Here is a 23,735-nt window from a genome sequence, read left to right on the forward strand (position 1 = left end):
CGGTGTGCCCGCCGCGGTTGCGCGGCGGGCATACTGCTGCGGTGGGGCGTTTTGCACGAACCACTCGCGCGGCTGGCGAAGTAGACTCGGCGGCAACGGAGGATGCTAAATGAACGACTTGGTTGATACCACCGAGATGTACCTGCGAACGATCTACGACCTCGAAGAAGAGGGCGTGACGCCGCTGCGTGCCCGGATCGCCGAACGCCTCGAACAGAGCGGGCCCACCGTCAGCCAGACCGTCTCGCGGATGGAACGCGACGGGCTCCTCCGCGTGGCAGGTGACCGTCACCTCGAGCTCACCGACAAGGGCCGCGCACTGGCCATCGCGGTGATGCGCAAGCACCGCCTCGCCGAGCGCCTGCTGGTCGACGTGATCGGGCTGCCGTGGGAGGAAGTGCACGCCGAAGCATGCCGGTGGGAGCACGTGATGAGCGAGGACGTCGAGCGCAGGCTGGTCAAGGTGCTCGACAATCCGACCACCTCCCCGTTCGGCGATCCGATCCCGGGTCTGTTGGACCTCGGCGTCGGCCCGGAGTCCCGCGCCGCGGACGCCGACCTGGTCCGCCTGACCGAATTGCCGGGCGGGGCACCGGTCGCCGTCGTCGTCCGCCAGCTCACCGAACACGTCCAGGGCGACATCGACCTGATCACCAGGCTCAAGGACGCCGGTGTGGTGCCCAACGCGCGCGTCACGGTGGAGACCAGCCCCGGCGGCGGGGTGACCATCGTGATCCCCGGTCACGAGAACGTCACCCTGCCGCATGAGATGGCCCACGCCGTGAAAGTCGAAAAGGTCTGATCCACCCGCCAGTCCCCTAACCGGCGCGCCGGCGGTATTTCTGCCGCGGCGGCATGCGCACTCCGAGCTGCTCGGCCAGTTGATACCCGGTGTTGGCCAGGCGCCGAATCTCGTTGGGCCGCAACCCCGATTGCAACGCCGTATCCAGCATCCCCGCCATCCGATGATCCGGGTCGCAGCGCAGCGCGGCCTCCAGCGACACCCCCGCCAGCGGTCCGTCGCCGCGGACGTAGGCGCTGAACGCCAGCAGCACCAGGGCCTCCACCCGCCACGGCTGTGGCAGCTGCCGCGCCAGCACCGACCACAACGACTCCGCCGCGTCGGCGCTCTCGGCGACGGCTAGGGCGTAGAGCGTGTCGCGCACCTGGGTATCGGTCAGGGCACAGCCCAGCCGAGCCACTTCGGCATCCGACAACGATTGGCCGTCCATGAAGCGGGCAGCGACCGCCAAGACGTTCTCAACGTCGTTACGGCAACAGCCCGCGGCGTCTGCCCGGCGCGCCTTCTCCCGTACCTTGGCCGCCTTCTCGACCGCCGGTGCCAGCGCGGCCGCACGTAGCGGGTCCTGCGCGATCACCGCCTGCAGGTCGGCACGCCGGGGATAGAGGCGGCGGCCGTCCAGCACCGCCGCCGCGGCCAGCGGTGACGCCGACGGATCATCGACCCCCCCGTGGGCACCGCAGTCGTCAACACAGTGCCAGCGCCCGCCGCGCGCAATCTCGTCGACCACATGCGCCGCGTACAACTCGATGTCGTACCGGGCAAGGGCATCGTTGAGCGCTTCGCACAGCCGCCGATACTCCTCGTTGCACACCGAACAGTGCGCACCCTCGGCATCGACGATCACTACGATCGCGGCTTCCGGCTCGGCGCCGGCGGCAACCTGGGCCAGTTGGTCCACCCGGTCGATCAGGCCCTCGTCCAGGTCGGCTCGCATCACCGCGCCCAATCCACCGCGCTCCAACGACACCAAGACCAGCGATTTCTCCGGCACGAAGCCGAGGATGGCGGGCAGCGCGGCGATCAACGAGCCGGGGCGGTTCAGTTCAAAGTCGTTTCGATGCTTCGTCATGACGACCACGCTGACGACCGGCACCGTCAGTTGGTGCTCGCACAACGTGATTCGGCGCCCGCTTGTGGAGAAAGTCGCGACTGTGGGCCTTATCGTCTATCTCATGACTTCCATGCGCGAATACGACCTGGTCGTTATCGGATCAGGGCCAGGCGGACAGAAGGCCGCCATCGCCGCGGCCAAGTTGGGCAAGTCGGTCGCGATCGTGGAGCGTGGCCGGATGGTCGGCGGGGTCTGCGTGAACACCGGCACCATCCCGTCGAAAACCCTGCGCGAGGCGGTCGTCTACCTGACCGGAATGAGCCAGCGCGAACTGTACGGCGCGAGCTACCGCGTGAAGGACAAGATCACCCCGGCCGACCTGCTGGCCCGCACTCAGCATGTGATCGGCAAGCAGGTCGACGTAGTGCGTTCACAGCTGATGCGCAACCGCATCGACCTGGTCCTGGGCCACGGCCGGTTCGTCGACCCGCACACCATCCTGGTGGAGGAAGACTCCCAGGGTGAGCGTGTGACGGTCAGCGGCGACTACATCGTCATCGCCACCGGCACCAAACCGGCGCGACCGTCCGGAGTCGAGTTCGACGAGCGCCGCGTGCTGGACTCCGACGGCATCCTGGACCTGAAATCGCTGCCGGCGTCGATGGTCGTGGTGGGCGCCGGGGTGATCGGGATCGAGTACGCGTCGATGTTCGCCGCCTTGGGCACCAAGGTGACGGTGGTGGAAAAACGCGACACCATGCTCGATTTCTGCGATCCGGAGATCGTCGAAGCGCTCAAGTTCCACCTGCGCGACCTTGCGGTGACCTTCCGGTTCGGCGAGGAGGTGACCGCGGTGGACGTCGGCGCCGCGGGCACCGTCACCACGCTGGGCAGCGGCAAGCAGATTCCCGCCGAGACCGTCATGTACTCCGCCGGGCGCGAAGGCCAGACCGCGAACCTCGGCCTGGAGAACGCGGGCCTGGAAACCGACAATCGCGGCAGGATTTTCGTCGACGACCAGTTCCAGACGAAAGTCGAACACATCTACGCCGTCGGCGACGTCATCGGATTCCCGGCGCTGGCGGCGACCTCAATGGACCAGGGCCGGTTGGCCGCCTACCACGCCTTCGGCGAATCGACCGACGGCATCACCGCGCTGCAGCCGATCGGCATCTACTCCATCCCGGAGATCTCCTACGTCGGAGCCACCGAGGTGGAGCTCACCAAAAACTCGATCCCCTACGAAGTGGGAGTGTGCCGCTACCGGGAACTCGCCCGCGGACAGATCGCCGGCGACTCCTACGGCATGCTCAAGCTGCTGGTGTCCACCCGCGACCGCACGCTGCTCGGAGCGCACATCTTCGGCACCAGCGCCACCGAGATGGTCCACATCGGGCAGGCCGTCATGGGATGCGGCGGAACCGTCGACTACCTGGTCGACGCGGTGTTCAACTACCCGACGTTCTCCGAGGCCTACAAGGTCGCCGCCCTGGATGTCACGAACAAGATGCGCGCCCTCAGCCAGTTCCTGCGCTGAACGCAGCAAGCGAATAGAAATTCGCCCTGATGCGTTGATACGAGTGTCAGCAAATTCCGCTGACGCAATCGCACGTTCCACCAGCGATTGAGAGAGACTGTTTGGGGCACCCTGGATACGCCTTGAGACCCCCGAGAGGAGGCTCCACCCATGTACGAGGATGAAGCACGGTCCGACCACACGCCCGGGCAGGCGCAGGAATACCAGCCCGGGCAATCCGGCATGTATGAGCTGGAGTTCCCGGCGCCTCAACTGTCGGCGTCCGACGGCCGCGGACCGGTGCTGGTACACGCACTGGAGGGCTTCTCCGACGCCGGCCATGCGATCCGGTTGGCCGCCGCGCACCTCAAAGCGGCCCTGGACACCGAGCTGGTGGCGTCCTTTGCGATCGACGAACTGCTGGACTACCGCTCCCGCCGGCCGCTGATGACGTTCAAGACCGACCATTTCACCAAATACGACGACCCCGAGCTCAGTCTGTACGCGCTGCGCGACAGCGTCGGCACCCCGTTCCTGCTGCTGGCCGGCATGGAGCCGGACCTGAAATGGGAACGCTTCATCACCGCGGTGCGGCTGCTGTCCGAGCGGCTCGGTGTGCGACGGACCATCGGTCTGGGCACCGTCCCGATGGCCGTCCCGCACACCCGGCCCGTCACGATGACCGCACACTCCAACAACCCGGACCTCATCGGCGACTTTCAACCGTGGATCTCCGAGATCCAGGTCCCCGGAAGCGCGGCCAACCTGCTCGAATACCGCTTGGCCCAGCACGGCCACGAGGTCGTCGGATTCACCGTCCACGTCCCGCACTACCTGACCCAGACCGACTATCCCGCGGCAGCGCAGGCATTGCTCGAGCAGGTCGCCAAGACGGGCTCTCTGGAACTGCCGCTGACGGCGCTGGCCGAGGCGGCCGCCGAGATCCGGGCCAAAATCGACGAACAGGTTCGGGCGAGCGCGGAAGTCGCTCAAGTGGTGACGGCACTCGAGCGCCAGTACGATGCGTTCATCGACGCTCAGGAAAACAGGTCCTTTGCTGACGCGAGACGAGGACCTGCCTAGCGGAGATGAACTCGGAGCAGAGTTCGAGCGTTTTCTGGCTCAGCAGGCCGAGAAGAAGCGTGACGACGACGACACGGGCTAACGCTGCGTGACGTCCTGACGACAACGAGGTTGGCGACATGCCCGAGCGGACGCGCAATCTTCGCCCGGTGCGGGAAGTGACATCCCCGTCGCTGCAGTACCGCACCATCCACGGCTACAAGCGGGCCTTCCGGATAGCGGGGTCCGGTCCGGCGATCCTGCTGATCCACGGCATCGGCGACAATTCGACGACCTGGGCGCCGATCCACGCCAAACTGGCTCAGCGCTTCACCGTGATCGCCCCGGACCTGTTGGGGCACGGCAAGTCCGACAAGCCGCGCGCCGACTACTCGGCCGCTGCCTACGCCAACGGCATGCGCGACCTGCTCAGCGTGCTCGACATCGAGCGGGTGACCATCGTCGGGCACTCTCTGGGCGGCGGTGTGGCGATGCAATTCGCTTACCAGTTTCCACATTTGGTCGACCGGCTGATCCTGGTGGGCGCCGGGGGCGTCACCAAGGACGTCAACATCGCGCTGCGGTTCGCGTCGCTGCCGATGGGCGCTGAAGCCTTGGCGCTGTTGCGGCTGCCGATGGTGCTGCCGGCGGTTCAGTTGCTCGGCCAGCTGGCCGGCCGCGCGCTGGGTTCGACGGCCATCGGCCGCGATCTGCCCAACATGTTGCGGATCCTGAACGACCTGCCCGAGCCGACCGCCTCGTCGGCGTTCACCCGCACGCTGCGAGCGGTGGTGGACTGGCGCGGACAGATCGTCACAATGCTGGACCGATGTTATCTGACCGAAGCCATCCCGGTGCAGATCGTCTGGGGCGAAAAGGATTCCGTGATCCCCGTCCAGCACGCCTACATGGCCCACGCCGCGATGCCCGGCTCTCGGATCGAGATATTCTCCGACGCCGGCCATTTCCCCCTTCCACGACGACCCGGCCCGGTTCCTCGACGTCGTGCAGCGATTCATCGACAGCACCGTGCCCCCCGAATACGACCAGGCCGCGCTGCGGGAACTGCTTCGCTCCGGTGGCGGCGAGCGCACGATCACCGGGCCTGCCGACACCCGAGTCGCGGTGCTCAACGCCATGGGAGCCGACGAGCGCAGCGCAACCTAGGTCAGAAGCTTCATGACCGTCGACGTGACCGTGCTGCGGGTCTTCACCGACTCCGACGGCAGGTTCGGCAACCCGTTGGGGGGTGGTGGACGCCGACGTGGTCGATGCCACCGAACGGCAGCGCGTCGCAACCGAATTAGGTTACAGCGAAACGGTTTTCGTCGAGATGCCGACCGCCGATTCCACTTCGGCTCAGGCCACCATCTACACACCGCTAATCGAGCTGCCCTTCGCCGGCCACCCGACCGTCGGCGCGTCGTGGTGGTTACGCGAACGCGGATTGCCGGTCAACACTCTGCAGGTGCCGGCCGGCCTGGTGCAGGTGAGCTACGAGGACGATCGCACCGCCATCGAGGCACCCGCGGAGTGGGCACCCGACTTCGCCATCCACGATCTGGAGTCACCGGACGCGGTCGTGTCCGCCGATCCCGCCGACTACTCCGACGATGTCGCGCACTACCTCTGGGCCTGGGCCGACCGGTCCGCCGGGGCTGTCCGGGCCCGGATGTTCGCCGCCAACCTGGGAGTGGCCGAGGACCAGGCAACCGGTTCGGCGGCCATGCGGCTGACCGACTACCTGAGCAGGGATCTGGTGATCACGCAGGGCAACGGATCGGTGATCGAAACCCGCTGGAGTCCGCGAACATGGGTCCGGATCGCCGGCCGCGTCACCGAAGACACTGTGCGACAGATCGATTGACGCGCACGCCGGTCAGGATTTGCGGTGTAGCACGGCCGACAGATGATGCTGCACGGGTTGACCGACCGCACCCATGCGCAGCGAATAGGACAACTGGTCGCCGTCGATTCGCAGGGAACGCCCAAGGGCGGTTACGTGTTTGGCTGTCGGCGTCAGACCGATATCGGAGGTGACCGTCTCCATTTCGATGACGTCACCGCTGACCGAGTAGTTACCGACCTCGATCTCGGTGACACCGCTGGGATGCGCCAGCACCAGCTCGAGGTGACCGCGTTGCGGCACCCGCAGATAGCCCGTTTCGGCGTGCAGCGGCTTCCCGTCGGTGACCGCCCTGGTCTTTTGCCCGTAGATCAGGAATGGCTTGCCGACGTGGGAGAACACCACCTCTTCGAGATATTCGAAGGGTTCGATCGTCGGATACTCACCGGAACCCTTTCCCGCCCAAGTACCCAGCAGCGGGGCCAGCTCGGCCAGTTCGGGGTGCAGTTCCGGCGTCACCGATGCCTGCTCAGTTGGGCGCCGACACGTTACGGTGAGCCCGCAGTGCCTCGATCTCGCGCTCGAAATCGTCTGCGGACGAGAAGGATCGGTACACCGAGGCGAAGCGCAGGTAGGCCACCTCGTCGAGGTCGCGCAGCGGACCCAGGATGGCCAGGCCAACCTCGTTACTGGGCACCTCCGGCCCGGCGGCCCGCACGGCATCTTCCACCTGCTGAGCCAGCAGGTTCAAGGCGTCATCGTCCACCTGGCGCCCCTGGCAGGCCCGCCGAACACCGCTGATGACTTTCTCGCGGCTGAACGGCTCGGTGACGCCGCTGCGCTTGACTACCGCGAGCACCGCGGTTTCCACGGTGGTGAACCGGCGTCCGCACTCCGGACAGGATCGACGACGACGAATTGCCTGGCCTTCGTCGGTTTCCCGGGAGTCGATCACTCGGGAGTCGGGATGCCGGCAGAACGGGCAATGCATGGCCGCTCCTTCGCCGCGCTGACGTTACGGGGTCCGCAGAACACCCCGAGAGTACCCGTGCGCCGCTCAGCCGGGCCAATGCGCACGCTAGGAGTAGATCCTCCTCGATCTCTGGTAGTGGAAAAGCGCTGGTGCGCTTACCTATTCAAGCTGCGGCGGCGATGGACGTCAGCCGACCGGCGCGATCAGTGTCTGCCCCGCCGAGACTGACCCCGAGTCCAGCGCGTTCAGGTCGCGGATGCGTTCGACGACGTCGTGAACGGGCGCGCCGGGAGCGACCCGGGCGGCCAGGTCCTGCAAAGACTCCCCCGGCTCGACTCGCACCACGGCCAATGCGGCAGGCATCTTGCTCGTCGACTCGGCCGAGTCACCGTTGATGATGCTGCCGAAGTTCGCCATCAGCCCCAGCCAGACGGTGATGACCCCGGCGAGGAGAGCCAGGCCGATCGTCGTCCGCACGCTGACCGGCCGGCGGTGGTGCGTGGCGGTGGACCGAACGACGCCGGTGCCGTAGTACTGCATCGGCGCACCGGCGGGTCGGGCCGGCCCCGGCCGGACCGACCGGTTGCGCCCCGCCCGATAGGAGGGAGACTCACTGGCGGGCCTGTTGACAGGCCTGTTCAGCGGGCTCTGCGTGCTGCCGTTGCGGTGCGGACCCGCGTAGATGAGTGTCATGCCGTTCCCTCCGGTCGACTACATATCGCTCGTGTGTTCGACACTAGTCGCTCATGTGTTCGATATCCGAACATTTGAGCGAGGCGTGTCGCACGAGCAAAACGGTAGAGCACACCACCGACAGGGTTTAGTCGGTGCAACCAGCTGGTGACTGTTAAATACCCGATCCATCGGTAAGTTACACACTTGTGATTCGACGAATTTGCGCAGATCGACGCGCCCGATCCGGACCCCGACGCGCCGGTCGAACACATGTTTGATTCTTGACGCGGATGCGGTTACATTCGGAGCCATGAGCGACAGCAACGACACCTCGGGCTTGCACGCGGTCGACAACGCGCTGACTGAGCGGCAGCGCACCATCCTGGAAGTAATCCGCTCCTCGGTGACCACCCGCGGGTATCCGCCGAGCATCCGCGAGATCGGTGACGCGGTGGGCCTGACGTCGACGTCGTCAGTAGCACATCAGCTGCGCACCCTGGAGCGCAAAGGTTACCTACGCCGCGACCCGAACCGACCGCGCGCGGTTGACGTGCGCGGCGCCGATGACGCAGTGACACCGCCGGTTACCGACGTTGCCGGTTCCGACGCATTACCAGAACCCACCTTCGTCCCCGTTCTCGGACGGATCGCCGCAGGCGGTCCTATCCTCGCCGAAGAGGCCGTCGAGGACGTCTTCCCGCTGCCGCGCGAGCTGGTCGGGGAAGGGACGCTGTTCCTGCTCAAGGTTGTCGGTGAATCGATGGTCGAAGCCGCGATCTGCGACGGCGACTGGGTGGTCGTGCGTCAGCAGAACGTCGCCGACAACGGTGACATCGTGGCCGCCATGATCGACGGCGAAGCGACCGTGAAGACGTTCAAGCGGGCCGGCGGTCAGGTGTGGCTGATGCCGCACAACCCCGCGTTCGATCCCATTCCCGGTAACGACGCGATCGTGCTCGGCAAAGTCGTCACCGTTATCCGCAAGGTCTAACCCGGCGCCGGCGCGAGCGCTTAATCAGCTCGCACGAAGCCATTGGCTCGGGCAGCGTCCTCGGTGGCGAACCAGATTTCGGCCAAGGTGTCGTGGTACAGCACGCTGCTGGGCGTGTAGTACAGGCCGAACCGGGCGCTGGCCTTGATCGGATAGCCGTCCGGCGCGCGATACGGGTCATCGTCAAGCGGCAGATGGATGGTGGGACGCACTGCGGCGCTGCCCGCGGGCACTGCCACCGGCGCCTCGGCCCGCGGCGCAGCCGCATACGGCGTATCGGCCTCCGCGGTGTACCCGGCTGGCTCCGCAGCTGCATGCCGGCCCGTCCGAACCTCGGGGACGGGGGCGGCCTCCGGCGGAGACGCGAAGTCCGGCGACTCCTCGTCGGCGGGTTCGGTCTCGTCGGTTTCGGCATATGTGGATTCGGTGTAGGCGGACTCCGCAGCTGCGTTTTCGGCGAAAGCGTGTTCGGCGAAAGCGGATTCGGCAGCAGCCGATTCAGTATCGGCGGGTTCGGCGTCGGCGTAGAAGTCGTTCAGGTACTCATCGTCCGGGAAGCTCTCCGGCACATCGCTTTCCAGCGCATCCACTTCCGGCACGCCGATGCCGGGCAAGTGCGTCTGCGGCACCATGACGTCGGTTTCGAAAACTTCCGGCGTGACGGGCTCGGCGGCCGCCGGTTCCTCCACGATCAACTCGCCGGAGGCACTGCGCGTCACGATCGGAATCGGAGTGGTGCCCACCGCGTCGGGATCCTCGTCGTCGCCGAACTCCGCGAGCTCCCCCGACTCGTAACCCTCGTCGCCCACAGCCGCATATTCGGCGAATTCGTCGTCATACTCGTCGTCGAGGCGCGGCTCAGCGTCGGCAACGTCGCGATCGATGTCGCCGCCGACGTCCCGGCCGGGCTCCGCGCCGCCGACCAGCCCGCCCCGGGACCAGCCGACCCGCCCGGCCGGACCGGAGTCGGCATGCTCCTCGAACTGCTCGTCGACGGGCGGGAATCGCTCGGAACCGTAGTCGATGTCGTCGTGCCCCCAGGGCACGTCGGCGCGGGGCTCGTAGCCGGCGCCCACATCGAGTTCCGGTTCTCGTTCGTACTCGGGTACAACCTGGCCGGCGGCGCGGCGACGGCGCATGCCCACCAACACCAATACGAACATCAGCAGGAGCAGCAGCACCGGTACGGCCGCGACCAGCCACCACCAGTGGAAGGTGAACTTCTTAGCCGGCGGCGGGGACGCGGAGTTACTCGGCTGGTTCTGCCCCGCGACCTGCAGGCCGGACAGCAACGGCGCCAAGTTCGACGGATCGGTGCTGAAGGCGTTCTTGGCGCGGTTCCACGAGATCTTGCCGCCGGTGAACTTCTGCGACACCACGTCGCCGTCCATGGTCTGGTCCCCAACGGGGGCGCCGAGTTTCCCGGTGGGGCCCTTGAGCTTGTCCCACGCGGCCTTCATGGCACCGCGCACCACGAACGCGCCGTGATCGGGCGTCCAGAAGATCACCGGCTTGTCGGCGGCGGAGAATGTCGCGATCCGGCTGGCGGGCGTGATGCCGCCGTCGGCCTCATTGGCGGTGGGAAAACCCAGGTCGCTGCTGACCGGTCCCCCGACCGCCTCGTACTTCTGCAGAATCGGCCCTTCGACCGCATTGGCTCCGGTGGCCGGGCTGAAGAAAATCTTGCCGCCGTTGAAGTCCTGGACGATCCCGTCGCCGCCGATCGGATATTGACCGCCCTTCTTGGCGCCCAATGGGCCGTTCGCTCCGCCGGCGGCGCGCCAGGACATGTTGATGGCTGCCGTGGGGTCGATCGCTACCTGCAGGCCCTTGAGCTGCTCGGCCAGGGTCGCGGGATTGGTGGTGAACTCCTTGGTCTTGCGGTTCCAGGACACCTCGCCACCGGTGAACTTCTGGGAGGTCACCTCGCCGTCGTAGGTTTCGTCACCGATCGGGGCGCCCAGCACGCCGCCCGAACTGCCCAACTTGTCCCACGCCGCGTTGAGCGCGCCGCGAACCACGAACGCGCCGTGGTCGGGGGTCCAGAAGATCACCGGGTTGTCGCTGGCGGCGAAGGTGCTGACCCGGCTGTCGGGTCCGGCCAGGCCGGGAACCTCGTTGATGGTCGGGAAACCCAGATCGCTGCCTGCCGGACCGCCCAGCGCCTCGTACTTGGCCAGGATCGGTCCGAACATGTATTTGGCGCCGGTGGCCGGCGTGTAGAACATCTTGCCGCCGTCGAATTCCAGTGCGAATCCGTCCCCGACGGGATATACGTCGCCTTTGCGGGCTCCCAGCGTCGACGTGTCGCCGCCGGCTTTCTCCCAAGCGGCCATCATGGCCGCCTCGGCATCGCCGATCGGGGACGCCGAGACGGTCGGCGCCATCAGCGTGACGGCCAGCGCAGTAGCCGCCAAGCCGAGTAACGCCCGCCCGAACAGCCTGCTCAATTGACCTCTCTGCCCGTTCACCAAGCCTCCCAGCCGATGCCCTGCCCACCTGGCGAGCCGGCGGATTCACCGCCGTGGGCCGTTTCCCCGCAACGGTCCGCATCGTCGCCGGGCTCGCATTACTTTGCTCTTGCGAACGAGAAATGCGAAGTCAAATTGTAGATATTACGGAAACGGATACCGAGCCGATGTCGAAATGATGCCGTGCCGCGCTCGTGTCGCGAACACGCGGCGTGCGGAACTCCCGGGCGAGCTGGGGTGGCGAGGGGACTTTGCCGATGCCTGGGCGGAGGTCAGACGCCTAGGCCGCGGCCGATGATCTCTTTCATGATCTCGGTGGTGCCGCCGTAGATCGTCTGCACCCGAGCATCGAGATACGCCCGGGCGACCGGGTATTCGCGCATGTAGCCGTACCCGCCGTGCAGCTGTAGGCCCCGGTCGATCAGCTGGACCTGCTTCTCGGTCGAGTACCACTTAGCCATCGCGGCCTGCTCGGCCGTCAGCTTGCCTTCCAGGTGCAGCGCCAGGAACTGGTCGACCATGATGCGCACCACGGTCGCCTCGGTGGCCAACTCGGCCAGCAGGAACCGGCTGTTCTGGAAACTGCCGATCGGCTTGCCGAACGCCTTGCGTTCCTTGGTGTACTGCAGCGTCTGTTCGAGCACGGTTTCCATGGCGGTGGCCGCCATCACCGCGATGTTGATCCGCTCCTGGGGCAGGTTCTGCATCAGGTAGATGAAGCCGAGGCCCTCCTCGCCGAGCAGGTTCTCGACGGGCACGTGCACATCGGTGAACGACAGCTCCGCGGTGTCCTGGGCGTCCAAACCGATCTTGTCCAGGTGGCGGCCCCGCTCGAAACCCTCCATGCCGCGCTCGACCACCAGCAGGCTGAAGCCCTGCGCACCCTTCTCGGGGTCGGTCTGGGCGACCACGATGACCAGGTCGGAGTTGATGCCGTTGGTGATGAACGTCTTCGAACCGTTCAGGACGTAGTGGTCGCCCTGCTTGACCGCCCTGGTCTTGATGCCCTGCAGGTCACTGCCGGTACCCGGCTCGGTCATCGCGATCGCGGTGATCAGTTCGCCGGTGCAGAACTTGGGCAGCCAGCGCTGCTTCTGCTCTTCGTTGGTCAACTTCAGCAGGTAGGGCGCCACGACGTCGTTGTGCAGACCGAACCCGATGCCGCTGTAGCGTCCGGCGGTGGTCTCCTCGGTGACGATGGTGTTGTAGCGAAAATCCGGATTGCCGCCGCCGCCGTACTCCTCCGGGACGGCCATCCCGAGGAAGCCCTGTTTGCCGGCCTCCAGCCATACGCCGCGGTCGACGATCTTGGCTTTCTCCCATTCCTCGTGATGAGGCGCGACATGGCGGTCCAGAAAGGCCCGGTAGGACTCGCGGAACAAGTCGTGCTCGGGTTCGAAAAGCGTGCGCTGGTATTTGACGGCACCGCTCATGCGTGCGACCTCCGGGTAGCGAAAATTTGGCAGACCTGCCACCAACATATACCAACCGGGCGGTTGGTCGGCGGCAGGCGTGGCCGGACGCCCCGACGGCTGATCGCAGCGGTCAGGCCCCCCGACCGAAATCGTGCAGGGTGGCGGCCAGAGCCGCCGGCACCCGGGCCTTGATCCGCGTGCCGTCCGCCTGATGCTCCGCCTGCTGCACCCGACCCTCGGCATGCAGCCGGGCGACCAGGTCACCGCGCTCGTAGGGGATCACCACGTCCACCGCGGCGTCGGTCGGACCCACGAGTTCGGCCATCCGAACACGCAGCGCGTCGATCCCCTCCCCCGGTGCGCGCGGAGACGAAGACGGCGCCGGGCAGTTCGTGACGCAACTTGGCCAGCATCAGGCCGCTTGCCGCGTCCACCTTGTTCACCACCACCAACTCCGGTGGCGCCGCGGTGTCGTGGTCGGCGATGACCTCGGAGATCACCTGCCGAACCGCGCTGATCTGGGCCAGCGGGTTGACGTCGGAGCCGTCGACGACGTGCACCAGCAGGTCCGCGTCCACCACCTCCTCCAGAGTGGACCGAAACGCCTCGACCAACTGGGTGGGCAAGTGCCGCACGAACCCGACGGTGTCGGTGAGCACGTACGGCCGGCCGTCCTCGAACTCGGCGCGCCGCGTCGTGGGCTCCAGCGTGGCGAACAGCGCGTCCTGGACCAGCACTCCCGCCCCGGTCAGCGCGTTGAGCAGGCTCGACTTGCCGGCGTTGGTGTACCCGACGATGGCGATCGACGCCATGTCGGCGTGCAGCCGGCGACTGCGCTGGGTGTCGCGCACCTGCTTCATCGCCTTGATGTCGCGGCGCAGCTTGGACATCCGCTCGCGGATGCGGCGCCGATCGGTCTCGATCTTGGTTTCACCCGGGCCGCGCAGGCCCACCCCACCACCGCTGCCACCGGCGCGACCGCCGGCCTGCCGCGACATCGACTCACCCCAGCCGCGCAGGCGCGGCAGCATGTATTCCATCTGCGCCAGCGCTACCTGTGCCTTGCCCTCCCGGCTGGTGGCGTGCTGGGCGAAGATGTCCAGGATCAACGCGGTGCGGTCGATGACCTTGACCTTGACGGCCTTCTCCAGCGCCGTCAGCTGGGCCGGGGACAGCTCGCCGTCGCAGATCACCGTGTCGGCGCCGGTGGCGATCACCACTTCGCGCAGCTCCTGGGCCTTGCCGGAGCCGATATAGGTGGACGGGTCGGGGCGGTCGCGGCGCTGAATGAGGCCTTCGAGGACCTCGGAGCCAGCGGTTTCGGCCAGCGCCGCCAGCTCCTCCATACTGGCCTGGTTGTCGGCTGAGGTCCCCTCGGTCCACACGCCGACCAGCACCACCCGCTCCAGGCGCAGCTGCCGGTATTCGACTTCGGAGACGTCGGTGAGTTCGGTCGACAGCCCGGCGACGCGGCGCAGCGCGGATCGATCTTCGAGCGCGAGCTCACCGAGGCTGGGTTCTGGAATGCCCGTTTCGGGCGAATCTGGATAATTCATAAGCGCTTTCGATGGTGGCACGTCGCGGGCGGCGATGCACCTGAATATCAGGCCGGTGAGTCCCACCAGGCGTCGTCGAGCTCGCCGCGGGCCACCAGCACCGACGGCCCGCGCAGGAAGCTGGTGGCCTCGGTGACGGTGACGACGACGTCGCCGCCGGGAACGCGCACGGTCAGGGTTCCGGTCTGCGCACCCTCGGATGCCAGCGCCGCGACGGCGGCCGCGACCGTTCCGGTGCCGCACGACCGGGTCTCGCCGACACCACGTTCGTGGACGCGCATGGTGACCATGCCGTCGGCGGGGGCGGTGAGAACCTCGACGTTGACACCTTCGGGGAATTGCGCGGTATCGAAGGTGACCGGCGCCGCGACGTCCAGGGCGGCCAGCGCGGTGGCGGTCAGTTGCGGATCGACGCACGCCAGGTGCGGGTTGCCCACGTCGACCGCCACTCCGGCGAATCGCCTGCCGCCGACCGTAGCTTCGCCGCGGCCGAGCACATTCGCCTTGCCCATGTCGACGGTGACGTCGGCGTTGGTCTGGTCGACGTGGTGCAGGGTCACCGGCCGGGGTCCGGCCAGGGAGCCGACCACGAACTCGTCGCGCGTCTCCAGCCCGCTGGCACGCAGGTAGTGGGCGAACACCCGCACGCCGTTGCCGCACATCTGCGCGGTCGAGCCGTCGGCGTTGCGGTAATCCATGTACCAGTCGCCGGGGCACACGCCATCGGGCAGCCGATCGAGCACGCCGGCGGCCTGCGCGGCCCCGGCGGTGGTGACCCGCAGCACACCGTCGGCGCCCAGGCCGCGGCGCCGGTCGCACAACGCGGCGACCTTGGCGGCGGGCAACCCCACCCGGCAATCGACGTCGGGCAGCAGCACGAAGTCGTTCTGGGTGCCGTGACCCTTGGCGAAGAACACCGGATCAGCCTACGAACTCAGCCTGAGCGTTGCCAGGCCCGCAGCGTTTGATCGACCGCGTCGGCCGCGGTCGCATCGATCCAATGCACGCGGTGGTCGCGGCGAAACCACGATCGTTGCCGTCGCACATAGCGCCTGGTGCCGAAAAAGGTCTGCTGCTGCGCGTCGTCGAGTAGTTCGGCGGTTCCGCCGGCGTCCAGTGCCTCGATGACTTGCGCGTAACCCAGCGCGCGGGCGGCGGTGACGCCGTCGCGCAGGCCGCGACCGAGTAGCGTCCGCACCTCGTCGACCAACCCTTCGGTGAACATCAGCTCGGTGCGCCGCGCCAGGCGTTCGTCGAGAATCGTTGTGTCACAATCCAACCCAACGATCGCGGTGTTCCACCGGGGGACACCGATGCGCGGCGCGGACGCGGCGAACGGCTGCCCGGTGAGCTCGATTACCTCCAGCGCCCGCACCGTGCGCCGGCCGTCGGTGGGCAGAATCGCCGCGGCCGCGACGGGATCCCGGCGGGCCAGTTCGTCGTGCAGCCGGGCCACCCCGATCTCGGCCAGCCGTTGTTCCCAGCGGGCGCGTACGGCCGGATCGGTCGCCGGGAAGGACCAGTCGTCCAGCAGGGATTGGATGTAGAGCATCGACCCGCCGACCACGACCGGGACGGCCGCCCGGGCCCGGATCGCCTCGATGTCGGCGACGGCCGCCTGCTGATAGCGGGCAACGGTGGCGGTTTCGGTGACGTCGAGGACGTCGAGCTGGTGGTGCGGGATGCCGCGGCGCTGGGCGACCGGCAACTTGGCGGTCCCGATGTCCATGCCGCGGTAGAGCTGCATCGCGTCGGCGTTGACGATCTCCGCCGCGCCGCCCAACCGGTCCACGACGTCGAGCGCAAGTTGCGATTTGCCGGTGCCGGTCGGGCCGATGATCGCCAGCGGTCTCATGGTTGCCAGACACCGGCGAAGTAGCCCACCCCGTAGGGCGCCCCCCGGTAGAGCTCCTTGGCCGACCGCGGTCCGGTTCGGCCAGACCGGCCAGCACCTGGAAGGCGACCCGACCCAGGACCCGGTCCGGCAGCCGGGCCAGGGCGCCGATGTCACCGGCGGCGAGCGCATCGTCGAGGACCAGCTGCGGAGGGGCGCCGCTGGGGTCGTAGCCGCCGGGCGCGCTCGGGGTCAGGGTGTTCACGCCGTCGGCGACGACCAGCACACCGATCGGCTCGGATTCGCCGTCGATCTCAATACGCAACCGGCGCCCGCACGCGAGCGCGCCGGCGGGGTCCCGGTCGGCGGCATACGCCCGGACCTGCACGCTGCCGTCAGGTCGGGCCCGGCCGCGGACCCACCCAGCCAGCAGCGCGCACAACGGCAGGTCGGTCGGCTGGCGGCTTCCCGGCGCGAGAGCCACGGGTACGTCGACGCCGAATCCCGCGAAGGTTCCGGCGCACTCCGGGCCCAGGGTGGCGTCGGTGCCCGCAATGCCCACGGCGATCCACCGGGCCGGCAACACCGCGGCCGCGGCCAGTACCGCCGTCCGCAGCTCACTCGTCTCGGCGGCGGCCGCCCCAGCCAGGTCCGGGACCAGCACCGGCGCGGAAGGGACGATCGCGATCGCGCTCAGCACGCCACCAAACTAGCTGGACGTCACCCAGTCGTCGGCCCCCACGCCGGCTCCTCGGCCGCGATGACGGGAGCGGCGGGTCGGGCCGGGGCGGTGGGGGCTTCAGCTTCGGCTTCGGCCTCGGCCTCGATCGTGGCGGCCTCGCCGCGAGCCAGCGCCACCGTCGCGGCGATCACCATGGCGACGGCCGCACCCAGGCCGACCCACTCGAAGCCGTCGGCCCGCAGCGTCTCCCCCAGGACCGTGATACCCAGCACCGTGGCCACCACCGGCTTGGCCACCGTCATCGTCGGCAGCGATGCCGTCAGCACGCCGGCGCGGAACGCCGACTGCTGGAAAATCATCCCGCACAGCATCATCACCAGCCACGGGATGAATTCCGGCGCGCTGATCGCGGCCAAGAAACCCCGCGTGTGCAGCACGTCGACGACGCCTTTGGTCAGCACGGCGAACAAGGCCAGCGAGGAACCCGCGACGAAGGCCAGCAGCACCGCTGCCTGCGGGCGGCCCGACCACACCTTTGCCGCGATCACACAGGACACCAACAGCGGACCCATCACCACGGCCACGATCAGCCACGTCGACAGCGGTGCCCGGTCATGTCCGGCCGTCGGGTCACCGACTGAGATGACCACCGCCAGAGACGCGGCCAGCACACTCGCCCAGATCCACTCCGACCGGGTGATGCGGTGGTGGGTCAGGCGCGAGTAGATCGGCAGAGCGAACAGCAGGGCCGTCACCTGCAGCGCCGTCACCAGCATCACCGACGCCCAGATCAGCGCCACCGCCTGCAGGCTGTAGTTGAGGATGGCGCACAGACCGCCCGTCCACCAGCGCGCGTCACGCAGGGACATGCCGAACAGCTTGAGATGGCCGACCTGCTCGTCGGTGATCTCGTGCGCCGAGCGCTGGCGGATCACGTCGCCCGTCGCCGAGGCCAGCGCCGCGAACAGGGCGATGATCCCGGCGATCGCAACCATTGACATGGGTGACCCTCATTCCCAACTTCGCCGCCAGCGTCCCCCCGTCAGGTCTACGGACACCTGATATTCGCTGGCAGTTCAACCAATACTGTATGGCTCTGCAGAGACACTGAACAGTGCTGCGGCCGGTCGCCAATCCGTTTCGCGCCCTTGGAAACCTCCCGACGGTTACCTCGCCCCAGAGCCTTGCCAGCGAAACTTCAGCTCCGCCCAGAGCCGGTTATGTGGCGGCTGTGAGAATGCTCCGCGCCCGCCGACGTCCCCTCGTTACGGTACCCGGCCGCGAGCAGTCCCCGCCGGGTGCAATCCAACGGGAACCGATTCGTTACGCACCCTGTCACGGCGGGAAAAAGCATCGGTGCCCAAAGGTGGCCGCGTACCGCCTGCCAAACTGCTTGAATACTGGTGGGGAACCGGTCGGCAGAGCACCAGAGCTGCCGGTCGTCTTGGGTGCCGCTTCGCGCGGCAGCTGCGCGGGATCTCGACCGCGTGACGGAGAAGGATAGGTGACGAGCGCAATGACGGGTGACCAGCCCAGCGGCAACGACTCAGCAGGGTCGATCAGTGAAACATCCGCCAGGCCGGTACCCGGCCCGCGCCCAGGTCCCGGGCCCCGGCCCGGTCCGGCGCCGGGTACCCGACCCACGGTCACCCACCACGTGTCCAAGCACCCGCCCAGCGATCCGCACAAGTTCGGGCGGGTCGACGACGACGGCACCGTATGGCTGATCACCGCGTCCGGCGAGCGTGTTGTCGGCTCCTGGCAAGCCGGTGACCCCGAAGCCGCGTTTTCCCATTTCGGGCGGCGTTTCGACGACCTGAGCACCGAAGTCTCGCTGATGGAAGAGCGGCTGGTGTCCGGCACCGGGGATCCCCGCAAGATCAGCGCCCACGCCGCCGCACTGGCCGAGACGTTGCCCACGGCTGCGGTGCTCGGCGACGTGGACGCGATCGCCCGCCGGCTGGACGATATCCAGGCGCGCATCGACGTGTACGTCACGGCGCACCGGTCCAGGCGCGAAGAGCATCGGATCGCCCAGACCGCCCGCAAGGAGGCGCTGGCCGCCGAGGCGGAGGAGCTGGCCACCAACTCGACGCACTGGAAAGTCGCCGGCGACCGGCTGCGGGCCATCCTCGATGAGTGGAAGACGATCAGCGGGCTGGACCGCAAGGTCGACGACGCGTTGTGGAAGCGCTACTCCACCGCGCGGGAGACCTTCAACCGGCGGCGCGGTTCCCACTTCGCCGAACTGGACCGGGAGCGCTCGGGCATCCGTGCGGCCAAGGAGCGGCTCTGTGAGCGCGCCGAAGCGCTGTCCGACTCGACGGACTGGGCGGCCACCAGCGCCGAGTTCCGCAAGCTGCTGACCGAGTGGAAGGCGGCGGGACGCGCCAGCAAGGACGTCGACGACGCGCTGTGGCGCCGGTTCAAGGCCGCTCAAGACACGTTCTTCAAGGCCCGCAACGCCGTCACCGCGGAAAAGGACGCCGAGCAGCGGGCCAATGCCGCCGCCAAAGAGGCCCTGCTGGCCGAAGCGGAGAAGATCGACACCAGCAATCACGACGCCGCGCGCGCCGCGCTGCGCGCGATCGCCGACAAATGGGATGCGATCGGCAAGGTGCCGCGGGAGCGGTCCGCCGATCTGGAGCGGCGGCTGCGGGCGATCGAGAAGAAGGTGCGTGACGCAGGCGAGTCGGACTGGGCGGACCCGCAGGCGCAGGCCCGCGCCGAGCAGTTCCGGGCCCGCGCCGAGCAGTACGAACAGCAGGCGGCCAAGGCCGAGGCGGCGGGCAAGACCAAAGAAGCCGATCAGGCCAGGGCCAACGCCGAGCAGTGGCAGCAGTGGGCCGACGCCGCGGCCAAGGCGCTGACCCGCAGGTCCTAGCGTTCGTCGGGCTCGGGGCTTTCGGGGTCGGTCGGCTCCGCGGGCGGACGGCCCAGGACGGTGTTGGACTCCAGCTCGCTGACGACGCGGCGCCGTTCCTGCTCGGCGGCCAGTTGCACGATGGTGCGCTGCCACACCACGCGGGCCCAGTGGAAGGTCAGCAGGATCACGGTGATCCAGGAGACGAACAGGCCGATGCCCGGGCCGGGGTGGCCGAGCGGCACAGTCTGGCGCGACCAGACGGCCAGCATGCCGGCGCCGCTGGCCAGCGCCGAGCCCGCCAGTGCCACCCACGCCACCGCCCAGCGCCGGGTCAGCAACGCCAGCGTGGAGAAGCCGATCCCGAACACCAGCGCCAGCCACTCGAAAACCCGCAACGGCAGCGCGACCACCGCCTGGGCGGCGCCGTGGGTGTTGAACAGCAAATCCCAGCCGCGGACGCTTCCGGTGTGCGGCAGGACGAACGAGCTCACCAATACGAACACCAAGATCGCCACGACCAAAGCCCTTGCACCAGGATCGATTTCACGTGCCACACGCCGCTCGGCGTCCTCGATCTCGGACCGGTAGGCGTCGAAATCCGCCACGTCTGTGTCTCCGTTCATCTGCTCATCGACCGAAGCCGGGTTGACCGCATCCGGCCGGTTGGGCCGGGGCGAGCGGCAACCCGACCGCGGGCATGCCGAGGCCGACCCCGCTGCTCGGTTTGCGGCCCGCGGCGTGCGCGTCTCCGGCGCGGGTGCGGCGATGGCTCAGGACGCCGGCATCGGCAATAAGGTGGTGCGGTGCGGCGTCGGTAACTCGCACGGTAACGATGTCACCGGGGCGCACCTGGTCGGTTCCCGACACGCGCCCGGTCGAGTCGACCGCCTGGGTCCGGTCGCTGGTGGCGAAGTGGACCAGCCTGCCGTCGCGCGCCCGGCCCGTCATGCGTGCCGTGCTGGCGTCCTTGCGTCCCTCCCCGGTGGCGACCAGAAGTTCGACGGTTTGGCCGACCAGGGCGCGGTTGTGCTCGAGGGAGATCCGCTCCTGCAGGTCGACGAGACGCAGATAGCGTTCCTGCACAACGGCTTTCGGTAGCTGATCCGGGAGTTCAGCGGCGGGGGTGCCGGGGCGCTGCGAGTACTGGAAGGTGAATGCCGCCGCGAATCGAGCCCGGGCCACGACGTCGAGGGTGGCCTGGAAGTCCTCCTCGGTCTCGCCGGGAAATCCGACGATCAGGTCGGTGGTGATGGCGGCATGCGGCATCGCCGCCCGGACCCGTTCGATGATGCCGAGGTAACGCTCGGCGCGGTAGGAACGGCGCATCGCGCGCAGGATCCGATCCGATCCGGACTGCAGCGGCATGTGCAGCGCCGGGCAGACATTCGGTGTCTGCGCCATCGCCTCGATCACGTCGTCGGTGAACTCGGCGGGGTGCGGTGACGTGAACCGGACCCGCTCCAGGCCGTCGATGTCGCCGCAGGCCTTGAGCAGTTCGGCGAAGGCGCCGCGGTCGCGGGGTATCGCGGGGTCGGCGAAAGAGACGCCGTAGGCGTTGACGTTCTGACCCAGCAGGGTGATTTCCAGGACGCCGTCGTCCACCAGTGAGCGCACCTCGGCCAGAATGTCGGCGGGACTGCGATCGACCTCTTTGCCCCGCAACGACGGGACGATGCAGAACGTGCAGCTGTTATTGCAGCCCACGGAGATGGAAACCCAAGCGGCATAAGCCGATTCGCGAGCACTCGGCAGCGAAGACGGAAACTCCTGCAGGGCCTCGGCGATCTCCACCTGTGCCGCGTTGTTGTGCCGGGCGCGTTCCAGCAGGGTGGGCAGCGAGCCGATGTTGTGAGTGCCGAAGACGACGTCGACCCACGGCGCCTTGTGCAGCACAACGTCGCGGTCCTTCTGCGCCAGGCACCCGCCGACGGCGATCTGCATGTCGGGGTTGCTGCGCTTGCGTGGCGCCAGGTGACTGAGGTTGCCGTAGAGCTTGTTGTCGGCGTTCTCCCGGACGGCGCAGGTGTTGAACACGACGATGTCGGCCTCGGCCTCGTCGGCCGCGCGCTGGTAGCCGGCCGCCTCGAGCAGGCCCGCCAGTCGCTCGGAGTCGTGGACGTTCATCTGGCAGCCGTAGGTACGCACCTGGTAGGTCCGCGCCGACGCTGCGGAAACGGCGTCACTCGCCGCGCCCGCAACGCCTGGTACCACCGTCGAAGTCACGGGGTAATGGTACGGGGACCGCCGCTGACCGGAGGAACCCGCAGCTCACGGCAGCCCCCGCAGCCGGGTCGGCTAGACCCGCCGACGCTCCCGTTCGGCGGCCAACTCGGCCAGCACCACCTCGCACGCGACGGTCTGGCTGTACCCGCGGCGGGCCAGCAGCCCGACCAGCCGGCGAGTCACCTTGATGTCGTCGTCGCCACCCAGCACCTCCCGGCGCAGCCGAGTCCGTATCAGCTGCTCGGCTTGCGCCCGCTCGGCACCGGCATCGATCCCGCCGAGCACCCCGGTGATCACCTCGTTGTCCACGCCCTTGGTACGCAGCTCAGCAGCCAACGCGCGTTTGCTCTTACCCGCGTTCGCCCGCCGCGACCGCACCCACTGCTCGGCGAAGTCCGCATCGTCAACCAGCCCGACGGCGGCCAGCCGGTCGAGTACCCGGTGGCTGACCTCGTCGGGATAGCCCTTCTTGGCCAGTTGGCCGGCCAATTCGGCCCTGGTACGTGCTCGCGCGGTGAGCAGGCGCAGGCACAATGCCCGCGCCTGCTCTTCGCGGCGAGACGACTCAGAAGTCGACGGGGGCGGGCAGGACGCTGTCATCGGTCACCACTGCACCAATGCCGAGCTTTTCCTTGATCTTCTTCTCGATCTCGTTGGCCACTTCGCTGTTCTCCATCAGGAAGTTGCGGGCGTTCTCCTTGCCCTGGCCGAGCTGTTCGCCCTCGTAGGTGAACCAGGCCCCGGCTTTGCGGATGAAGCCCTGATCCACTCCCATGTCGATCAGCGAACCTTCCCTGCTGATACCCCTGCCGTAGAGGATGTCGAACTCGGCCTGTTTGAACGGCGGTGACACCTTGTTCTTGACGATCTTGACGCGGGTGCGGTTGCCGACCGCGTTGGTGCCGTCCTTGAGCGTCTCGATCCGCCGCACGTCCATACGCACCGACGCGTAGAACTTCAGCGCCTTGCCGCCGGTGGTCGTCTCAGGACTCCCGAACATGACTCCGATTTTTTCGCGCAACTGGTTGATGAAGATCGCCGTGGTGCCCGAATTGTTAAGCGCACCAGTCATTTTCCGCAGCGCCTGACTCATCAGCCGGGCCTGCAGCCCGACGTGGCTGTCACCCATCTCGCCTTCGAGCTCCGCGCGCGGCACCAGTGCCGCCACCGAGTCGATGACCAGGATGTCCAGCGCACCCGAACGGATCAGCATGTCGGCGATCTCAAGTGCCTGCTCCCCCGTGTCCGGCTGGCTGACCAACAGCGAATCGGTGTCGACGCCGAGCTTCTTGGCGTAATCCGGGTCCAGCGCATGCTCGGCGTCGATAAACGCCGCGACGCCGCCGGCTGCCTGGGCGTTGGCCACCGCGTGCAGTGCCACGGTGGTCTTACCCGAGGACTCCGGGCCGTAGATCTCGATGACCCGGCCACGGGGCAGGCCGCCGATGCCCAGCGCGACGTCCAGCGCGATGGACCCCGTCGGGATGACTGAAATCGGCTGACGCACCTCGTCGCCGAGGCGCATCACCGAGCCTTTGCCGTAACTCTTCTCGATCTGGGCCATCGCCAGTTCGAGAGCCTTCTCGCGGTCAGGGGCTTGTGCCATGGTGCCTCTCCTGTAGTCGGTGTTCGGTGACCGGTATTGGTCGGTTGGCTGTGACACTAGAGAGGGCCACCGACAAGTCGAGATCTCCGAATGCCAACACACTAGCCGAACACCTGTTCGACTCCACTTTCGACACGCCGCATAGGGCGATTTCGCCGGAAAG

At 67.6% G+C, this 23,735-nt stretch carries 17 protein-coding genes and 5 pseudogenes; 7 read left to right on the forward strand and 15 right to left on the reverse strand.

From position 1 onward, the window contains the following. Window positions 1–109: 109 nt before the first annotated feature. Window positions 110–802 (forward strand): metal-dependent transcriptional regulator, encoded by a 693-nt coding sequence (locus L6444_RS18305; protein WP_236976401.1) that lies wholly within the window; start codon window positions 110–112, stop codon window positions 800–802. A 16-nt stretch (window positions 803–818) separates the two neighbouring features. On the opposite strand, the gene L6444_RS18310 is transcribed toward L6444_RS18305, so the two are convergent. Then, the gene (locus L6444_RS18310) at window positions 819–1,874 is read right to left on the reverse strand and encodes a DUF4192 domain-containing protein (protein WP_236976402.1); all 1,056 of its coding nucleotides are present in this window, start codon (window positions 1,872–1,874) and stop codon (window positions 819–821) included. 112 nt (window positions 1,875–1,986) lie between these two features. Here L6444_RS18310 and sthA point away from each other — a divergent pair, with 112 nt between their 5' ends. The 4 genes and pseudogenes from sthA to L6444_RS18330 all read left to right on the forward strand — a co-directional run bounded on the left by sthA (window position 1,987) and on the right by L6444_RS18330 (window position 6,301). Continuing rightward, window positions 1,987–3,393 (forward strand): Si-specific NAD(P)(+) transhydrogenase, encoded by a 1,407-nt coding sequence (sthA, locus tag L6444_RS18315; RefSeq protein ID WP_236984242.1) that lies wholly within the window; start codon window positions 1,987–1,989, stop codon window positions 3,391–3,393. A 150-nt stretch (window positions 3,394–3,543) separates the two neighbouring features. Next, window positions 3,544–4,537: pseudogene (locus L6444_RS18320) on the forward strand (proteasome assembly chaperone family protein). 37 nt (window positions 4,538–4,574) lie between these two features. Next, window positions 4,575–5,601, forward strand: a pseudogene (locus tag L6444_RS18325) (alpha/beta fold hydrolase). Window positions 5,602–5,613: 12 nt separating this feature from the next. Then, window positions 5,614–6,301, forward strand: a pseudogene (locus L6444_RS18330) (PhzF family phenazine biosynthesis protein). A gap of 12 nt (window positions 6,302–6,313) precedes the next feature. Here L6444_RS18330 and L6444_RS18335 read toward each other — a convergent pair. The 3 genes from L6444_RS18335 to L6444_RS18345 all read right to left on the reverse strand — a co-directional run bounded on the left by L6444_RS18335 (window position 6,314) and on the right by L6444_RS18345 (window position 7,946). Next, window positions 6,314–6,799, reverse strand: coding sequence for a peroxynitrite isomerase (locus L6444_RS18335; RefSeq protein WP_236976403.1), 486 nt, complete (start codon window positions 6,797–6,799; stop codon window positions 6,314–6,316). A gap of 10 nt (window positions 6,800–6,809) precedes the next feature. Then, window positions 6,810–7,271, reverse strand: a complete 462-nt coding sequence (gene nrdR, locus L6444_RS18340) for a transcriptional regulator NrdR (RefSeq protein WP_236976404.1) — start codon at window positions 7,269–7,271, stop codon at window positions 6,810–6,812. A gap of 168 nt (window positions 7,272–7,439) precedes the next feature. Further along, window positions 7,440–7,946 carry a LysM peptidoglycan-binding domain-containing protein gene (locus L6444_RS18345; protein ID WP_236976405.1) on the reverse strand — a complete coding sequence of 169 codons (507 nt, stop codon included), beginning with the start codon at window positions 7,944–7,946 and terminating at the stop codon, window positions 7,440–7,442. A 292-nt stretch (window positions 7,947–8,238) separates the two neighbouring features. Between L6444_RS18345 and lexA the strand changes: the two genes are divergently transcribed. Next, complete coding sequence (gene lexA, locus L6444_RS18350) at window positions 8,239–8,919, forward strand: transcriptional repressor LexA (RefSeq protein WP_236976406.1); 681 nt, start codon at window positions 8,239–8,241, stop codon at window positions 8,917–8,919. 20 nt (window positions 8,920–8,939) lie between these two features. Here lexA and L6444_RS18355 read toward each other — a convergent pair whose 3' ends face one another. From L6444_RS18355 to L6444_RS18385, 7 genes and pseudogenes are all read right to left on the reverse strand, one after another. Beyond that, window positions 8,940–11,390, reverse strand: coding sequence for a sunset domain-containing protein (locus tag L6444_RS18355; protein WP_236976408.1), 2,451 nt, complete (start codon window positions 11,388–11,390; stop codon window positions 8,940–8,942). Between the two features lie 272 nt (window positions 11,391–11,662). Further along, complete coding sequence (locus tag L6444_RS18360) at window positions 11,663–12,823, reverse strand: acyl-CoA dehydrogenase family protein (protein WP_236976409.1); 1,161 nt, start codon at window positions 12,821–12,823, stop codon at window positions 11,663–11,665. Window positions 12,824–12,935: 112 nt separating this feature from the next. Beyond that, window positions 12,936–14,361: pseudogene (gene hflX, locus L6444_RS18365) on the reverse strand (GTPase HflX). Between the two features lie 47 nt (window positions 14,362–14,408). Further along, the gene (gene dapF, locus L6444_RS18370) at window positions 14,409–15,278 is read right to left on the reverse strand and encodes a diaminopimelate epimerase (RefSeq protein WP_236976410.1); all 870 of its coding nucleotides are present in this window, start codon (window positions 15,276–15,278) and stop codon (window positions 14,409–14,411) included. A 17-nt stretch (window positions 15,279–15,295) separates the two neighbouring features. Next, window positions 15,296–16,216 carry a tRNA (adenosine(37)-N6)-dimethylallyltransferase MiaA gene (gene miaA / locus L6444_RS18375; protein WP_236976411.1) on the reverse strand — a complete coding sequence of 307 codons (921 nt, stop codon included), beginning with the start codon at window positions 16,214–16,216 and terminating at the stop codon, window positions 15,296–15,298. Next, window positions 16,213–16,895: pseudogene (locus L6444_RS18380) on the reverse strand (class III extradiol ring-cleavage dioxygenase family protein). Before L6444_RS18380 ends, miaA begins: the two are co-directional and overlap by 4 nt. A 20-nt stretch (window positions 16,896–16,915) precedes the next feature. Then, on the reverse strand, window positions 16,916–17,878 hold the full coding sequence (locus L6444_RS18385; protein WP_236976412.1) for a DMT family transporter: 963 nt from the start codon (window positions 17,876–17,878) through the stop codon (window positions 16,916–16,918). A gap of 515 nt (window positions 17,879–18,393) precedes the next feature. Between L6444_RS18385 and L6444_RS18390 the strand changes: the two genes are divergently transcribed. Next, the gene (locus L6444_RS18390; protein WP_236984244.1) at window positions 18,394–19,761 is read left to right on the forward strand and encodes a DUF349 domain-containing protein; all 1,368 of its coding nucleotides are present in this window, start codon (window positions 18,394–18,396) and stop codon (window positions 19,759–19,761) included. Here L6444_RS18390 and L6444_RS18395 read toward each other — a convergent pair. The 4 genes from L6444_RS18395 to recA all read right to left on the reverse strand — a co-directional run bounded on the left by L6444_RS18395 (window position 19,758) and on the right by recA (window position 23,572). After that, window positions 19,758–20,366: an Rv2732c family membrane protein gene (locus tag L6444_RS18395; RefSeq protein ID WP_236976413.1), complete on the reverse strand. Its 609-nt coding sequence runs from the start codon at window positions 20,364–20,366 to the stop codon at window positions 19,758–19,760. The two genes, L6444_RS18390 and L6444_RS18395, sit on opposite strands and share 4 nt — an antisense overlap. A 4-nt stretch (window positions 20,367–20,370) precedes the next feature. Continuing rightward, complete coding sequence (miaB, locus tag L6444_RS18400) at window positions 20,371–21,966, reverse strand: tRNA (N6-isopentenyl adenosine(37)-C2)-methylthiotransferase MiaB (protein WP_370653111.1); 1,596 nt, start codon at window positions 21,964–21,966, stop codon at window positions 20,371–20,373. A 72-nt stretch (window positions 21,967–22,038) separates the two neighbouring features. Further along, window positions 22,039–22,566, reverse strand: coding sequence for a recombination regulator RecX (gene recX / locus L6444_RS18405; protein ID WP_236976414.1), 528 nt, complete (start codon window positions 22,564–22,566; stop codon window positions 22,039–22,041). Next, complete coding sequence (gene recA / locus L6444_RS18410; protein WP_236976416.1) at window positions 22,532–23,572, reverse strand: recombinase RecA; 1,041 nt, start codon at window positions 23,570–23,572, stop codon at window positions 22,532–22,534. Before recA ends, recX begins: the two co-directional genes overlap by 35 nt. Window positions 23,573–23,735 lie beyond the last annotated feature (163 nt).

It is taken from the genome of Mycobacterium kiyosense (assembly GCA_021654635.1).
In the GTDB taxonomy this organism is placed as follows: Bacteria; Actinomycetota; Actinomycetes; order Mycobacteriales; family Mycobacteriaceae; genus Mycobacterium; species Mycobacterium kiyosense.

Bases quoted from the DNA above. Each gene is read 5' to 3' on its own strand.
- L6444_RS18305 (WP_236976401.1), top strand. From the start codon at position 110: ATGAACGACTTGGTTGATACCACCGAGATGTACCTGCGAACGATCTAC.
- L6444_RS18310 (WP_236976402.1), bottom strand. From the start codon at position 1,874: ATGACGAAGCATCGAAACGACTTTGAACTGAACCGCCCCGGCTCGTTG.
- sthA (WP_236984242.1), top strand. From the start codon at position 1,987: ATGCGCGAATACGACCTGGTCGTTATCGGATCAGGGCCAGGCGGACAG.
- nrdR (WP_236976404.1), bottom strand. From the start codon at position 7,271: ATGCATTGCCCGTTCTGCCGGCATCCCGACTCCCGAGTGATCGACTCC.
- L6444_RS18345 (WP_236976405.1), bottom strand. From the start codon at position 7,946: ATGACACTCATCTACGCGGGTCCGCACCGCAACGGCAGCACGCAGAGC.
- lexA (WP_236976406.1), top strand. From the start codon at position 8,239: ATGAGCGACAGCAACGACACCTCGGGCTTGCACGCGGTCGACAACGCG.
- L6444_RS18360 (WP_236976409.1), bottom strand. From the start codon at position 12,823: ATGAGCGGTGCCGTCAAATACCAGCGCACGCTTTTCGAACCCGAGCAC.
- miaA (WP_236976411.1), bottom strand. From the start codon at position 16,216: ATGAGACCGCTGGCGATCATCGGCCCGACCGGCACCGGCAAATCGCAA.
- L6444_RS18385 (WP_236976412.1), bottom strand. From the start codon at position 17,878: ATGTCAATGGTTGCGATCGCCGGGATCATCGCCCTGTTCGCGGCGCTG.
- L6444_RS18390 (WP_236984244.1), top strand. From the start codon at position 18,394: ATGACGGGTGACCAGCCCAGCGGCAACGACTCAGCAGGGTCGATCAGT.
- L6444_RS18395 (WP_236976413.1), bottom strand. From the start codon at position 20,366: ATGAACGGAGACACAGACGTGGCGGATTTCGACGCCTACCGGTCCGAG.
- recX (WP_236976414.1), bottom strand. From the start codon at position 22,566: ATGACAGCGTCCTGCCCGCCCCCGTCGACTTCTGAGTCGTCTCGCCGC.
- recA (WP_236976416.1), bottom strand. From the start codon at position 23,572: ATGGCACAAGCCCCTGACCGCGAGAAGGCTCTCGAACTGGCGATGGCC.